Origin of the sequence: Streptomyces sp. NPDC057002 (assembly GCF_042673825.1) — a bacterium.
In the GTDB taxonomy this organism is placed as follows: domain Bacteria; phylum Actinomycetota; class Actinomycetes; order Streptomycetales; family Streptomycetaceae; genus Streptomyces.
This window is the reverse complement of sequence record NZ_JBHURZ010000003.1, coordinates 587,560-600,936: the sequence shown is the minus strand read 5'-3', so window position 1 is coordinate 600,936 and position 13,377 is coordinate 587,560. Positions and strand designations below refer to the sequence as shown.

Sequence of the window (13,377 nt, the reverse complement as noted above, 5' to 3'; positions counted from 1 at the left end):
ATGCCCACCGAAACCTCAGCGCCGGTCCTCTTTCGTGGAATGCTCCGCGACATTGTCGCGTGCCACGACTACCACGAAGTGTGCCGACTCCTCGGACTGGTGCCCGCCGGCCCAGACGTGGAGGACATCGAGCACCGCCAATCCCATATGCGGATCGACCAATTCGGCGAGGTCGCCGACGAGGCGCTCTCACACGCCGATGTCGCGGCGGAAGTGATCTACAAGCTCACTCATATCTTCAGCGACGAAGAGGAGGACGAGGACTGTGCACGGGCACGCGCCATGTACCACCTCGTCAGCCGTACGGCCGTAGCCACCGTCGTTGCGCATCTACTCGAAAACGGAACTCTGGGAGTGGAGAGATGACCTCTGACTTCTGGCTCAACAAGCTCCGCCAGACCGACGGAGCGCCGCAGGCACCCGCAGCCCCGCCGGCGGGTCTCACGCCGACCGGTGCACCGTGGTGGGCACACCCCACCTACACCCGGCCCGAGCAGCCCCCGGCGGCGCCGCAGCAGCCCCCGGAGATGCTCCAGCGGGCCTACCAGACCGACCGGGCGCAGTCGGCCCGGCAGACCGAGCACTGCCCCTCCTGCCACAGCGACCACTACTGGCGGCCGACCCCCAACACCCAGGCAACCTGCTTCGACTGCGGCTGGCCGGTGCAGAACTCGACCCAGGGCGTGGCCATCGCCAACAAGGACGCGCCGTCCCGCGCCAGCCTGCACGAGCCGAAGGGCGCCGGCTACCGGCCCGACCTGATCGTGGGGCGGATGTAGTGCGCCTTCTCTACAGCAGCATCATCTTCGCCTCGTTCGCGGTCGCGGTCTACAGCATCGCGCCCGTGGTGAAAGAAGCATCGATCGAACCCGCGCGAACCCCGGTCTGCCTAGGAATGGTCGCCCATCCCGGCCGTTGCTAAATGGAAAAATGAGCCACCCGTTTGGCGCTGTGCGGTGATTTTTTCGGTCCATACGGTCGTCGTATGCCGCTCAGCGATGAGGCTCGCGCCGTAATGGCGCGGATCAATAAGGAACACGGACCAGGCTCAGTCATCGCCGCCTCGACAATGCCCATCGTCCCGCGCTTCCCCTCCGGCTCTCTCAGCCTCGACGTGATGCTGGGAGGCGGCTGGCCGGGAAACCAGTGGAACGAAATCCTCGGCGCGGAAAGCTCGGGAAAGACGACGGTCGTCCACAAGACCATCGCAGCCAACCAGCAGCGTGACCCCGAATTCCAGACGTTCTGGGTGGCGGCCGAGCACTACGACAACGAATGGGCCACCGCTCTCGGCGTGGACGTCGACCGTGTCGCGGTCTACTCCACCAACGCCATGGAAGACGCCTACACCGCAATGTTGCGCGCAGCGGAATCCCGCGCATTCGACGCGGTGGTCCTGGACTCCTACCCGGCACTGGTGGCCGACGCCGAGGCCGAAAAGGAAATGGACGAGGCCACCATCTCCGCCGGCGCCCGAGTGACCGGGAAATTCTTCCGAAAGGCCGGAAACGCCACACGCCGCTCTCTGGTGGAGGAGGAACGGCCACTGCTGGCCTTGTTCATCAATCAATGGCGTGACCAGATCGGCGCCTGGTCACCGGCCGGCGTGACCCCGAAAACGTCCCCCGGGGGAAAGGCCAAGAATTACGCGTACTACAACCGGGTCGAGGTCAGCCGCACTGAATGGCTGGACGAGAAGCGGCCCGGCGGAGGCAGCACCCGCGTCGGCCAGGTCATCAAGCTCAAGACCATCAAGTCCAAGAGCGCCGCCCCACAGCAGGTTGCCACCATCAAGTTCTACTTCGCCGACAGCACCACCGGCATCCTCAAGGGCGAGTACGACATGACCGCCGAGCTGGTCACCATGGGCATCCTCCACGGCGTCATCAAGCTCGACGGCAGTTGGTACAAGTACGGCGACTACCAATGGCACGGCCAGCCCAAGATGAACGCCGCGATCCGCGAAGACCTGGACCTCCAGGAGCAGCTCAGCGCAGACGTCTTGGCGCACGTCCGGCCCGAGGCGGCTTGATGGACCGCCGAATCAAAGCCTCCCGCGACCAGGAAAAGCGGCTCGCCTCCAAAATCGGCGGCACCACCACGGCCGGTTCCGGAAATGGGTGGGCGGTGAAAAACGACGTCCGGAACAAAGCCTGGTCCATCGAATGCAAGACGACCACCCGCAGCAGCTTCACCCTCACCCACTCCACACTGGTCAACGCTGAGAAGAATGCCATCCTCGATATGAGGGACATGGCTCTCGCTGTTGAAATGTGCGGGCGCACCTGGGTCGTCATCTCGGAGCAGACATTCCTGCGCCTCATTGAGCACGAGGAGGACGCTTGATGGGAATCCGTGCCGTCATCAATGCACCCGACTGGTCCCCGACGCATCACCGTGGGGAAGCCAAATGCCGCGACGGCTCACTGACCCCCACCCGAAGCCGCGACATCTTCTTTTCCGATGAACCCCTGGCCCTGGACATCTGCAACGGGACCTACGACGGAGCCATTTGCCCCCGCCGGGCCGAATGCCTCCACGTCGCCATGGTCAACAGGGAGAACTACGGCATCTGGGGTGGCATGACCGCCAAAGACCGCCTCGAAATGCGCATGCGTTACCCAGGAATGCCCGAACGCTGGACCTGGCACCCCCCGAGCGAAGAAGCCCCCACATCCGAGGAGCGTCAGTGGTCCCACGCGTCGTAAAGGGCGGACCCCGCCTCACCGAATACCTCAACGCGGCGAAAGCCGTTGAACCGCTCTACGGCGACGTGCAAAAGCACGTGCTGGAGAAGGCAGGCAAACCCTCCGACCGCCGGCAGGACATTCTCCACCCCAGCGAAATGGTCAAGGCCGACTGGTGCCACCTCGCAGCCTTCCACCGGCTGCGCCTCCAGGTCGAGCCCGCCGAAAAGCGTACGACCACCTTCACGCGGGAGAACATCTTCGAGGAGGGCCACCGCACCCATTCGAAATGGCAGGCATGGCTCAAGGAGATGGGCCGCCTGGCCGGCGACTGGAAGTGCTGGTACTGCGGCGACGTCTTCTGGAACGACACCACGCCGGCTGAGTGCCACACCTGCGGCGCCCCGCCCTCCTGCCTGGAGTACGCCGAAGTCCCCCTCAACGCCGACCCGTTGCGTATCGGCGGAAAGGCCGACGGCTACAGCCCCGAGGACAACGCACTCATCGAGATCAAGACCCTCGGGCTGGGCTCACTGAGGTTCGAGCGTCCCGAGTTCCTGGAGCGGTACGTCGTCGACACCGAGCACGGCCGCGTCCCGGACCTGACCCGCCTGTGGCGTGACTTCCGCCGGCCGCTGCCCACTGCGGTGCGCCAGACCCAGCTCTACATGTACCTCGCGAACCACTTCGAGGATCTGCCGGCCGAGCGCACGGTGTTCTTCTACGACTTCAAACCCACACAGGAGACGAAGAGTTTCACCGTCAACTACGACGAGTCATTCTCCGAGCCGCTCATCGAAGCCGCTGCCGCAATCGTCGACTGCCTCCAGGCCGACACCCCGCCTTTCTGCAACATCAACGGTCGCGCCGGCTGTGCCGTGTGCCTGGAATTCGAGGAGCAGAAGAAGTGAGCGCAGCCGACGAACTGTGGAACCGCCTCGAAAAGCTGGGCTTCGAGAAGGAGGAAAAGCCCGACGGGTTCATGCCGCCGCTCCCTGCCGACGTCACCGGACTCGACGACCGGCAACTCATGGTCCTCTACGGGGAGTACGTGAGCTGGACCGCGTACGCGGCCATGCGCGTGGTCGAGGCCCGAGCCAACGAACGCGCCGCCCGCCAGAACCTCAACCACTCCACCGCCCGCGCCGCCCTCGCCGCCTCCACGGAGAAGACCGTGGCCGGCCGCAAAGCCGCAGCAGCAGCCGACGACCAGGTCCAGGAAGACGAAAGGAAGCACGCCGACACCCTCGCCCTGGTCGAAGCCCTGGAGATGGTCCACAAGAACGCCGAAGGCCGTGCACAGTTCTGCTCCCGCGACCTCTCGCGCCGCCAGAACAGCGCCGAAAGCCGCTACAGCAAGTGGGGCGTGTGATGCCCAACCTCTACGTCGGCATCGACCAGTCCTACACCGGCTGCGCCGTGGTCTCGTACAACCCGGCCGCCGACAGCGCGGTGGAGCACGTCTTCGACTTCTCTTCCGGTAAGGCCGGGACTGGCCCCCAGCGCCTGGGCCACGTCCACCACATCCTGCGCGAGCACTTCCAGGCTCTGCGGGCCGCCGGCACCGTTCGCCAGGTCTGCTTCGAGGGCTACGCCTACGGCAAGGCGTACCGTCGCGAGGAGCTGGGCGAGCTGGGCGGCGTGATGCGTCTGGCCCTCATTCAGGTCTTCCCGCCACATCTCCTGCACGCCGTCGCCCCGGCGACCGTCAAGAAATTCGTCACTGGCAGCGGCAGGGCCGAAAAGGAGAAGATTCTCCTCTCGGTCTACATGCGCTGGAAGTTCGAAGCGTCCGGCCATGACGCCGCCGATGCCTACGTGCTGGCCCGCATCGCCGCCTGTCTGGACAGCACTCACCTGCCTGAGCTGAAGTTCCAGGCCGAGGTGATCGACTCCATTCTCAACCCGAAGCCGCCCCGCGTCAGGGCACGGTCATAACGCGGGGTAATTCCACCGCCATACGCTCCCTGCATCAGCTCAAATGCAGGGAGCGTAATTGCCGTGCAGACTCAGACCGCACCCGTGAAGGAGAAGGAGTTCCGCGTCAAGTCGGTCACTCCCCCTCCGGAACTGGGCTCCGCAATCGCACACGCCATCAAGTCCGGAAACCAGGTCGTTCTCAAGGCCGTCGGCGCCGGCGCCATCAACCAGGCGGTCAAGGCGATCCCCATTGCGCAGAGTTTCGTCAGCTCCTTCGGGACGAAGCTCATCGAGGAGATCAACTTCTTCCGCAGCAAGACCCCGGAAGGTGAGATCCTCGGTATCGCGATCCGGGTTATGGGGACGTGAAATACCGAGTGAAAATCCCGGAGCCCTAAACTCCACCCAGCAGGCCCGCGCATTTCTGACTCGCACAATGATCATGTTCTGACTCCCGAGGGCCCCTCACCGCGCGGAGGAAGAACATGACCCACTGGACACCCCCGAACCGGGGCAAGACCTCGACGAGCAGCGCCCTGTCCACCGGCCAGTTCCCGACCATGGGCGACGAGCTGCACCGCGTCTCCTGGGTACGCCCCCAGGGCGGGCAGACTGCCAGCCGCCAGGGCCTTTCCAAGTCCGGCGGCAACGAGAACGGCCGCAACACTCACCGCAGCCACCGCACGACCTCGGCCTCCGAGACCTACGGCCCCACCGGCGTGGTCCAGGTCAAGCGGTCCCTCCACGGCGACGGCTGCGCCTGCTGCGCCTCCACCGGCCGCTACCGCATGCCCAGCGCGTTCGGCGAGCAGGAGGGGTTCCGCTCCGGAGCGGCCACCGGAAAGAAGGGCTGAGCCATGCTGCCCGTCATTGCCGGAATCGCCGCCCGGGTGGGGCTGTCCACGGCCGCCCGAGGCGCCGCCACCTCCGCCAGCCGCGCAGCCGTCACCTCCGCCGCCCGCTCCGGCGCCATCTCCGCCGGCACGGCCCCGGCCGCGACCACGGGCTCGCGCATGCTGTCGGCCGCGCAGTTCGGTGCGAGCGGCTACAGGGCCGGCCAGGGCAACAGTCCCAACCAGACCGCTGCGCCCATCCCGACCCCCGCACCGGCCGGCGACGGACTGGGGTGGGCCCGCTCATGAGTACCGCCGTCACCTCGCCCAGCCCCATCGCCGACTTCCGCAGCGCCATCCGCCTGACCGGCACAAGCGTTGACGGCTCCCTCGCCCCGGCGCCCCCCACCACCCCGGACCGCGACTTCGCCGCCGACGCCGGCACCGGCCGCAGCACCGCCATCTCCGAGTTCCAGCACGGAGTCACCGCAGGGAGGTGAGCAATGGAGTTCAACCAGGACCAGTTCCCCCAGCCCGGCCCTGGCCAGCGGGCCTTCCGAGGCTTCGGTGATCAGGCGATGCGCCATCACCGGGTCACTCCGCCCACCCCCGAGCCCACCGCCCCTCAGCAGCCGGACACCCCCAGCGGCTGGACTCAGCCTGAACTGCCCAACCCTCCGGTCGGCTCCCGTCCGGCGGGCACGGGCCGACTCAGTGCCGCCGCTCAGGCACGTGCGGACATCCGTTCTGCCAACGACTCCGCACGCGCCGCCCGCGTCGCCACCGCCCAGGCCCGCGCCCAGGCAGCCCAGCACCGCCAGAGCCTCGCGGAGTCCCGCGCGGCAGCAGCGCAGCAGCGCGCGGCGCAGGCCACCCGTACGTCCACACCTGCCGCCCCCGGTCCGGTGCCCGACCTCACCCCGCCCACACCGCCGTCGGCCCCGGCTGGCCCCGGCCGACGGGCGGACATCAACAGCCTGGCGTACCGCAACACCAGCCTGCGCTTCGGCCCGCCCCCCGAGCCCGACGAGCCCGCACCCTCCGTCGTACCGCCCCGGCCCACCACACCCCCGCGCCCGGCCGCACCGCCGTCCTCGCCCGGCCGTACTGCTGGCCGCGTCACACCGGGCATGGCTCGCGCCGGCCGCGCGCTGGGCGCCGGGGCTGTGGTCGGGGCCAAGGCCCTCCAGTCCATCAACGCCATCGCCACCGACCCCAAGCGCTCCGGCAACCCGGCCTACAAGACCAACCAGGGGTGGATGCGCTCATGAGCTACCCGCAGCGCGCAGGCGCCAACTCCAATCTCGTCTACAACCCGCCCTACCAGGCGGGCGCAGCCGGAGCGATCAGCTACAACGGTGGCTCGGGCGGCTATTTGATGACCGGGGCCCGGGACATTCTCGATGCGCGCCGGCTGATGGACACCGGCCATGTGCCGTCCGCTGAATACCCGGACGGCTACCTCGGCACGATCGGTGCCGGTACCCGCCGCCAGGACCGGCTCCTGAACAACATCGGGAACAGGGCCACGCAGAAGTCGTACGAGCGAGGCGTGCACAAGGGTGAGCGCATCGACCCGGCCGACTACTACTGGACCGACCAGGTCCACCCGGCCGCCGCCCTTGAGGCCCAGGCACGCGGCGAGCGCTGGACTCAGCGCGGCTCGATGATCGGCAGCCCCCTGGTCAACGACGGCAAGTCGGAGACGCTCGTCGCCACCCAGGCCCGCTTCGCTACCGCACAGAGGGTCTACACGCAAGAGATCACGCCGCCGTTCACATCCGTCAACGAGGAGCGCCGCGCCCAGCTCCAGCGCCTCCGCCCGGCCTGGAGGTGATGGTCATGCTCCGGCAGGACTCGATCTACGCCCGCCGCCCCTGGTCCTCTCTGCGCGAGCAGCAGGTCAGCGACTACCTCGCCGAGTGGACCGACATGCCGCCCGACGCAGTGCGGCGCATAAAGCCCCCCGTCCCGAATATCGGCCGGACCCCGCCGAGGTTCGGATACGCCCAACACACCCTGTCCATCACGGACATCGCGCGCCTCGACGACGTCTACCCCGGCTCCCGCGTCGACTACAGCCAGCGCCAGTCCGGATATTCCGCGACCTCCACGCCAGCTCTGGGAGTGATGTGAAATGCCGAAGGCGACCCGCACAACCGACCGCCGCCGCACCGGACGCGGCGACAACGTCACCGGCGTAACGCACGGAAAGTCCAACCTCCAGGACCAGCGGAGTGCTGCCCGTTACGCCCCGAAGCCGCCGTCGACCACTTCGGAATTCCAGGCCGGTATCACCGTCGGCAGGTCGATGGGCGCCGGAGTCCCCGCCGGCGGATCGAAAAAGCGTGCCGCACCGGCTGTGAAGAAGCTCGGAGAGAAGAAGTGAGCATGCAGGCCCTTTCCTCGATCATCACCCGACTCGTCCGCCGGCTGCGGCGCAAGCCAAAGCGGACCGCCAAGAAGACCACGCAAAAGAAGAAGGGGGACTCGGCATGAGCTACGCACCCCAGCGCTCCCTGACCGGCGACCTCGAAGAGGGCCTGACGGACTGCGGCTACAAGAAGGTCAACCGCGACCGAGGCGGCCAGGTCGATCCCGCCACGTACAACGCCCGCCGCAACCTCAACGACCTGTGGTTCGGCATCCACGAGGCGCCCGTCAAGCACCGCCCCGACGGCCTGACCACGCGTACTCCGGGCTACGTCGCCACCCCCAACCCCTACCGGCCAGGACTGTGACGTGAGGCAGCATTCGTTCATCTACCCGCCGATGATCACGAAGAAGATCCTCGGCGCGGGCATCAGCGTGTATGTCGGCGCGACGGCTCTGCGGCAGGCCCAGGGCACCGTGACACCGTTTTCCGTGGTCAAAGCGCAGGAATTCACCGCCACGTACTGGATTGCGTTCGTCTACGTCTCGATCGGCGTGGTTCTCGGAGTCGTCTCGCTGGTGTACTCGCTGAAGTCCTCCAGCCTCCGTCTGATGGGCGTGATCTCGGCCTACCTGCTCGCCTTCAGCGCCGTTTCGCTGATGAATTCGCCCGCGACTTTGGGAATGCAGATGGCCAACGCCCTCGCAGTCTTCGGGGTTTGCGTGGTCGCTTTCTCGGCCTGGCTGCGTCACCTGCGGGAGCGGCCATGAACTTCACCGACGTCACGGCCCAGGTCGTCTCCATCTTCATCAGCGCCATGGGCCTCGCCCTCATCCGACTCATCGCGAAATTCGTTCCGGAAGACCCCCCGCCCGTCCCTCGCGACCCCGACACCCCCATGCCTTTGAAGGCCCCTCCGGAAAGCGATAACGCCGATGGCTAAGAAGTGGAACCTCAACACGACCGGCGACCTCACCGCCGAGCCCGGCAGCGCGGTCGGCCTGGCTGACTACCCGCCCGCCACCCCGGCGGAGCGCCTGGCCGCCAGGCCGGCCGAGTATGGCGACCAGGTCGTCCCGCCCGCCCCGATCTGGTATCTCGACACAGAGGGAGATCCGCACTCCCACGGTGTCACTGAGCCCTACGAGTTCACGCTGTTCTGGCGCTCGAACATCGGCCAGGCTGACGCCGACCCGGCCGACAGCTACTACATGGGCGTCGCCGGACTTCAGGGCGTCGGCGTGGCCGGCCACCGGATCACCATCAACACCACCGGTGAACTCCACCACCCCGGCGGGGAATCCTCGGCCACCGTCAACGGCTTCTGGGACAAGACCGACCCCGAAGACCCCGTGTGGACGGCCATCGAGCCCGAGACGGAGTACACCGTCACCGTCGCCGCGCACAACCAGGCTGGTGAGTACGGGCCCGAGTCCGACGAACTCACCCTCACCACCCCGGCCGTCGGCTACGACCTCCGCGCCCTGACGCTGCCGCCGCTGCCCCCGCAGGACGTCGACTTCGCCGCTGCCCTGCCGGTCATCACCACCTCCGGCGGAGGCGCCATTCAGCTCCGCTGGACGAAGATCGCGAACGTCACGAAGTACGAGATCTTCGACAACAGCGCCCGCGACAACACCGAGGGCATGGACCCCAGCCGCATCGGCCTCTTCGAGAGCGACACGAAGATCGGCGAGGTCAACCAGCCCGGCTCCGGCACCACGGTCGTCACCTTCGACACGCCCAACTACACCGCCCCCGGCCAGCCGTTCGCCCTCAAAGTCCGCGCGGTGCGCACCGACTCCAACGGGACCGCCTACTCGGCGTTCTCGCCCGTCCTGCGCGGTGTCATCCCGCCTTCCTCGGTCGCCCCCGGCCAGGCCGGCGCACCGACCCTGACCACCACCCCCATCGTCAACGGCCAGGTCAAGCTCACCCTCACCGCGCCCACCATCGACAGCACCCACGGCGCCCCCGCCTGGTACGCGATCTATGACGGCACCCGCAAGGTCACCACCGTCAACGCGCCCCTCGGCACGGCCCCGCACGTCACGTTCACCTATCCCTACGGGGCGAACTACTCCTTCACCGTCCAGGCCGGCAACAGCGCCGGCACGGGCCCCGCGTCGACCGCTCTGACCGGCACCGTGCCCACGCCGGCCGCCCCGGGCGCACCTACGGGCGTCGGCGTCACCGGTGCCACCCCCACCGGATTCACCGTCAACTGGACGGCCCCCGCAGGCGCCAACCCGCCGGTGACCTCCTACAAGGTCTACGACGGCGCGACGGTCAAGGCGACGATCACCGCCCCCACCACCACGGCCAACCTCACCGGCTACACCGCCTCGACCGCCTACTCCATCCAAGTCGCCGCCGTGAACTCCGTGGGCGAGGGCACCAAGTCGACCCCGGCCGTCACCGGTACCACCCCCGCCTCCTGAGAGGGAGAAGACAGTGGCCACACCCCCCACTCCCACCGTCGGACGGACCGTGCTCTACCGCGCCACGGAGTACGACGCCGAGCAAATCAACAAACGCCGCAAGGACGCCTACACCAGCGGCTCCTACGCCGAAGAGAACGGCACCATCGCCCACGTCGGCAACCAGGTCACCGAAGGGCAGGTCTTCCCGGCCGTCGTCGTCCGCGTCTGGGAGGGCGGCCTGCTCAACCTCCAAGTCCACCTCGACGGCAATGACGTGTTCTGGGCCACCTCCCGCCAGGAGGGGGAGGACGTCGGTACCTGGCACTGGCCGGAGCGTGTGTGATGGCCGACCCGCTCACCGCAGCCAAGCTCATCGCCGCCCTGCGCGCCGAGGGCGTCAGCGTCGTCGAGATAGGCAACTGGCGTACCTACAACCGCAATTCGGTCGGCAAGTGGGGACCGGTCCACGGGGTGATCGTGCACCACACGGTCACCTCCGGCACCTCCCGCACGGTCGAGATCTGCCGAACCGGCTACGAGGGCCTGCCCGGACCGCTGTGCCACGGGGTCATCGGCAAGGACGGCGTGGTCTACCTGGTCGGCTTCGGCAGGGCCAACCACGCCGGCGGCGGCGACCCGAAGGTCTTGGACCAGGTCATCAACGAGTCCTACGGCAGCGCTCCCACCAGGCCGACCAAGGGCAACTCCGATGGCGTGGACGGCAATTCGAGGTTCTACGGCTTCGAGTGCGAAAACCTCGGCAACGGCCAGGACCCCTGGCCGTCCAAGCAGATCGAGTCCATCGTGCGTGCCTCCGCCGCGATCTGCCGCGCCCACGGCTGGGGCTCCAAGTCCATCATCGGACACCTGGAATGGTCGGATGACAAATCCGACCCGCGCGGTTTCACCATGCCGTCCCTGCGCGAGCGCATCGCCGAGCGGCTCAAGCACCCCTCGAACTGGACCCCCACGCCCAGCAAGCCCACCCCCACCATCGAATCCCGGGTGGCCTCCCTTGAAAAGCTCGTCGCGGCGCAAGGCACGCGTATCGCAGCTCTGGAAAAGAAAGTCCCCCAAACATGACCGTCTACGACGTCCTGGTCTCGCTCTGGCGAACCGCAGTCCCCGTAATCGTCGGCTGGGTCGCCGCGCTCCTCGCGCGCATCTACATCGACGTCGATGAACAGGCCCTCGCACAGGCCCTCGTTGGCGCCTTCGCCCTGGTCTACTACGGCCTGTTCCGTGTGCTGGAGGCCAAGGTGAGCCCCGCGTTCGGCTGGTTCCTCGGCCTGGCCCGCCCGCCCGCCTACCCCGTCCCGCCCGCCAAGCCCCACAACCCGATCTACGGACCGCCGCCCGCGTAGCGGCTACCACTCTCATTTTTCGGCCCTTTAGGGTGACGGACGCCGGAACGCCTTTCGGGATGGCCGGGGTCCTGACCCCGATGAAAGGCCACCTCGTGTCCCGGCCCAAGCTCCCGGATATCTCCTGGCGCACCTGGCGGATCTCCGCCGCAGCCGCCCTCGCCGTCCTGATGACGGCCAGCTTCACGGTCCACTCCGCCGAAGTGGACCCGGCCCCCGCCAAGGCCCTCGCCCAGCACCAGACCCGCGAGAAGCCGCCGGCCTCCCTCCAGCTCCGCCTCGGCCTCGGCCATCACAAGGCCCGGGAGGCGATCGAGCGTCAGGCCAGCGCGCAGGCCCCGCCGCAGCGCAAGGCCCCGGCCCCGCCGAAGCGGACCACCACCGCGCAGCAGAGCAAGAAGCCTGCCGCACGCCCCGCACAGCGCGTCTCCCGCGCCGCGCCCGAACGCAAGGCCGTGAAAGCCCCGGCCGCGACGGTCGCCGGAGCCAAGAGCGTCGCCCGATCCCAGATGTCCACCGCGCAGTACAACTGCCTGGACAACCTGCTCCGTCGGGAAAGCGGCTGGAATCACCGGGCCACGAACCCCAGCTCCGGCGCCTACGGCCTGTTCCAGGCACTACCGCCCTCGAAGATGTCATCGGCCGGCTCCGACTGGCGCACAAGCCCCCTCACCCAGATGCGGTGGGGGCTTTCTTATATCAAGAGCCGGTACGGAACACCGTGCGGCGCCTGGAATTTCTGGCAGAAAAATCACTGGTACTAGCGTCAACGCATGTCCCAGATTCGCCTGCTTCTCTGCAAGGACTGCCGGTCCACTGAAGTTCTTCCCGAATACAAGGGTGACCCTCGCGGAGACACGGTCCTCGAATACGCCGCCGCCAAGCACCGGTACCCCAACGGTGAAAGGCATTTCGGTCGGCTGTACCCGATCGAAGGCGTAGACGAGGACCGCTGGCATTCCTCCGCCGAAGTCCGCGACGAAATCCTCCGGCGCGTGTGGCAGCAAGAGGGCGCCACCGGAATGGAGCCCTGGGTCTACCAGGCCGTCGACACCCTCAAATCGGACGCCATGCAGTGCTGGCGCAGCAGGCACCGCCCAGAGACCTGCTCGGACTTCCACTCGGAGAAGAAGCGTCTCTCCCCGCCCACCGCAGCCGACCGCAAGAGCGAGGGCCTGCCCAAGTGGGACAAGTCCAACCCGGCCGCTCAGCGCTACCTCTGCGACTACTGCCCCATCCGCTCCGTCAACGAGCAGCGAGTGCGCTCCAAGCTCGGGCTGTACGAGTGACCTCCCGCCGCAGCAGTGCCTCCGACTGGACGAAGCGATTCTTCGACAAGGTCGACCGAGGCACCGAATTCGATGACTGCCACATATGGCAGGGCGCGAAAGACGATTACGGGTACGGCAAATTCCGCCTGCCCAACGGCCGCACCAAGGGCACCCACATCATCGCCTGGGAGCTGGCCAACCAGAAACTCGTCCCCCCGGGCTGGCACGTAGACCACCGATGCCGGATCAGGGCGTGCTGTAACCCGGACCACCTGGAGCCCGTACCGGCTACCGAAAACGTCGCGCGTGGCGAATCTTTCTCCGCCAAGAACGCACGGAAAACGCACTGCCCCAAGGGTCACGAGTACACCGACGAAAACACGCGCTGGCACTCCGGCCGGCGTGAATGCGTCACCTGTATTCGAACCCGGGACCGCGAACGCCGAGCGGCCAAACGCGCGGAAAAGCAGGACGACTACTCGTCATTCAAGTACTAGGGGAGCGC

The 13,377-nt window shown here is 67.3% G+C and carries 26 protein-coding genes; all 26 read left to right on the top strand.

What is annotated here, in order from left to right; translation table 11 throughout:
• The 26 genes from ACFT32_RS17350 (at window position 1) to ACFT32_RS17225 (ending at window position 13,369) form a co-directional block, all read left to right on the top strand.
• Window positions 1–366 carry a hypothetical protein gene (locus tag ACFT32_RS17350; RefSeq protein WP_382489785.1) on the top strand — a complete coding sequence of 122 codons (366 nt, stop codon included), beginning with the start codon at window positions 1–3 and terminating at the stop codon, window positions 364–366.
• Window positions 363–779 carry a hypothetical protein gene (locus ACFT32_RS17345; RefSeq protein ID WP_382489784.1) on the top strand — a complete coding sequence of 139 codons (417 nt, stop codon included), beginning with the start codon at window positions 363–365 and terminating at the stop codon, window positions 777–779. The genes ACFT32_RS17350 and ACFT32_RS17345 overlap by 4 nt, the downstream gene beginning before the upstream one ends.
• Window positions 780–985: 206 nt before the next feature.
• Window positions 986–2,032 (top strand): hypothetical protein, encoded by a 1,047-nt coding sequence (locus tag ACFT32_RS17340; protein ID WP_382489782.1) that lies wholly within the window; start codon window positions 986–988, stop codon window positions 2,030–2,032.
• A complete protein-coding gene (locus ACFT32_RS17335; protein WP_382489780.1) occupies window positions 2,032–2,346 on the top strand; it encodes a hypothetical protein in 315 nt (104 codons plus the stop codon). Before ACFT32_RS17340 ends, ACFT32_RS17335 begins: the two co-directional genes overlap by 1 nt.
• Window positions 2,346–2,708: a WhiB family transcriptional regulator gene (locus tag ACFT32_RS17330; protein WP_382489778.1), complete on the top strand. Its 363-nt coding sequence runs from the start codon at window positions 2,346–2,348 to the stop codon at window positions 2,706–2,708. The genes ACFT32_RS17335 and ACFT32_RS17330 overlap by 1 nt, the downstream gene beginning before the upstream one ends.
• Window positions 2,690–3,598, top strand: coding sequence for a hypothetical protein (locus tag ACFT32_RS17325; protein WP_382489776.1), 909 nt, complete (start codon window positions 2,690–2,692; stop codon window positions 3,596–3,598). Before ACFT32_RS17330 ends, ACFT32_RS17325 begins: the two co-directional genes overlap by 19 nt.
• Window positions 3,595–4,059, top strand: coding sequence for a hypothetical protein (locus ACFT32_RS17320; RefSeq protein WP_382489775.1), 465 nt, complete (start codon window positions 3,595–3,597; stop codon window positions 4,057–4,059). Before ACFT32_RS17325 ends, ACFT32_RS17320 begins: the two co-directional genes overlap by 4 nt.
• Window positions 4,059–4,625 (top strand): crossover junction endodeoxyribonuclease RuvC, encoded by a 567-nt coding sequence (locus tag ACFT32_RS17315; protein WP_382489773.1) that lies wholly within the window; start codon window positions 4,059–4,061, stop codon window positions 4,623–4,625. Before ACFT32_RS17320 ends, ACFT32_RS17315 begins: the two co-directional genes overlap by 1 nt.
• Before the next feature lie 63 nt (window positions 4,626–4,688).
• Window positions 4,689–4,976, top strand: coding sequence for a stage V sporulation protein S (locus ACFT32_RS17310; protein ID WP_382489771.1), 288 nt, complete (start codon window positions 4,689–4,691; stop codon window positions 4,974–4,976).
• Window positions 4,977–5,092: 116 nt separating this feature from the next.
• Window positions 5,093–5,461: a hypothetical protein gene (locus ACFT32_RS17305; protein WP_382489769.1), complete on the top strand. Its 369-nt coding sequence runs from the start codon at window positions 5,093–5,095 to the stop codon at window positions 5,459–5,461.
• 3 nt (window positions 5,462–5,464) lie between these two features.
• Window positions 5,465–5,749: a hypothetical protein gene (locus ACFT32_RS17300; protein ID WP_382489767.1), complete on the top strand. Its 285-nt coding sequence runs from the start codon at window positions 5,465–5,467 to the stop codon at window positions 5,747–5,749.
• Window positions 5,746–5,940 (top strand): hypothetical protein, encoded by a 195-nt coding sequence (locus tag ACFT32_RS17295; protein ID WP_382489765.1) that lies wholly within the window; start codon window positions 5,746–5,748, stop codon window positions 5,938–5,940. The genes ACFT32_RS17300 and ACFT32_RS17295 overlap by 4 nt, the downstream gene beginning before the upstream one ends.
• 3 nt (window positions 5,941–5,943) lie before the next feature.
• Complete coding sequence (locus ACFT32_RS17290) at window positions 5,944–6,711, top strand: hypothetical protein (protein ID WP_382489763.1); 768 nt, start codon at window positions 5,944–5,946, stop codon at window positions 6,709–6,711.
• The gene (locus tag ACFT32_RS17285) at window positions 6,708–7,277 is read left to right on the top strand and encodes a hypothetical protein (RefSeq protein WP_382489761.1); all 570 of its coding nucleotides are present in this window, start codon (window positions 6,708–6,710) and stop codon (window positions 7,275–7,277) included. The genes ACFT32_RS17290 and ACFT32_RS17285 overlap by 4 nt, the downstream gene beginning before the upstream one ends.
• A 5-nt stretch (window positions 7,278–7,282) precedes the next feature.
• Entirely contained in the window at window positions 7,283–7,576 is a 294-nt protein-coding gene (locus tag ACFT32_RS17280) for a hypothetical protein (protein ID WP_382489759.1), read from the top strand.
• A gap of 1 nt (window position 7,577) precedes the next feature.
• Complete coding sequence (locus tag ACFT32_RS17275; protein WP_382489758.1) at window positions 7,578–7,829, top strand: hypothetical protein; 252 nt, start codon at window positions 7,578–7,580, stop codon at window positions 7,827–7,829.
• A 106-nt stretch (window positions 7,830–7,935) separates the two neighbouring features.
• Window positions 7,936–8,181: a hypothetical protein gene (locus tag ACFT32_RS17270; protein WP_382489756.1), complete on the top strand. Its 246-nt coding sequence runs from the start codon at window positions 7,936–7,938 to the stop codon at window positions 8,179–8,181.
• A 1-nt stretch (window position 8,182) separates the two neighbouring features.
• A complete protein-coding gene (locus ACFT32_RS17265; RefSeq protein ID WP_382489754.1) occupies window positions 8,183–8,584 on the top strand; it encodes a hypothetical protein in 402 nt (133 codons plus the stop codon).
• Window positions 8,581–8,757, top strand: coding sequence for a hypothetical protein (locus tag ACFT32_RS17260; RefSeq protein ID WP_382489752.1), 177 nt, complete (start codon window positions 8,581–8,583; stop codon window positions 8,755–8,757). Before ACFT32_RS17265 ends, ACFT32_RS17260 begins: the two co-directional genes overlap by 4 nt.
• Window positions 8,750–10,255 carry a fibronectin type III domain-containing protein gene (locus tag ACFT32_RS17255; RefSeq protein ID WP_382489751.1) on the top strand — a complete coding sequence of 502 codons (1,506 nt, stop codon included), beginning with the start codon at window positions 8,750–8,752 and terminating at the stop codon, window positions 10,253–10,255. Before ACFT32_RS17260 ends, ACFT32_RS17255 begins: the two co-directional genes overlap by 8 nt.
• 13 nt (window positions 10,256–10,268) lie before the next feature.
• On the top strand, window positions 10,269–10,580 hold the full coding sequence (locus ACFT32_RS17250) for a hypothetical protein (protein WP_382489749.1): 312 nt from the start codon (window positions 10,269–10,271) through the stop codon (window positions 10,578–10,580).
• Window positions 10,580–11,320 (top strand): N-acetylmuramoyl-L-alanine amidase, encoded by a 741-nt coding sequence (locus ACFT32_RS17245; RefSeq protein WP_382489747.1) that lies wholly within the window; start codon window positions 10,580–10,582, stop codon window positions 11,318–11,320. The genes ACFT32_RS17250 and ACFT32_RS17245 overlap by 1 nt, the downstream gene beginning before the upstream one ends.
• Window positions 11,317–11,601 carry a hypothetical protein gene (locus ACFT32_RS17240; protein WP_382489746.1) on the top strand — a complete coding sequence of 95 codons (285 nt, stop codon included), beginning with the start codon at window positions 11,317–11,319 and terminating at the stop codon, window positions 11,599–11,601. Before ACFT32_RS17245 ends, ACFT32_RS17240 begins: the two co-directional genes overlap by 4 nt.
• Window positions 11,602–11,681: 80 nt before the next feature.
• Window positions 11,682–12,365 (top strand): transglycosylase SLT domain-containing protein, encoded by a 684-nt coding sequence (locus ACFT32_RS17235; protein ID WP_382489744.1) that lies wholly within the window; start codon window positions 11,682–11,684, stop codon window positions 12,363–12,365.
• 231 nt (window positions 12,366–12,596) lie between these two features.
• Window positions 12,597–12,890 (top strand): hypothetical protein, encoded by a 294-nt coding sequence (locus ACFT32_RS17230; protein ID WP_382489742.1) that lies wholly within the window; start codon window positions 12,597–12,599, stop codon window positions 12,888–12,890.
• Entirely contained in the window at window positions 12,887–13,369 is a 483-nt protein-coding gene (locus ACFT32_RS17225; protein WP_382489741.1) for an HNH endonuclease signature motif containing protein, read from the top strand. Before ACFT32_RS17230 ends, ACFT32_RS17225 begins: the two co-directional genes overlap by 4 nt.
• Window positions 13,370–13,377: the final 8 nt, after the last annotated feature.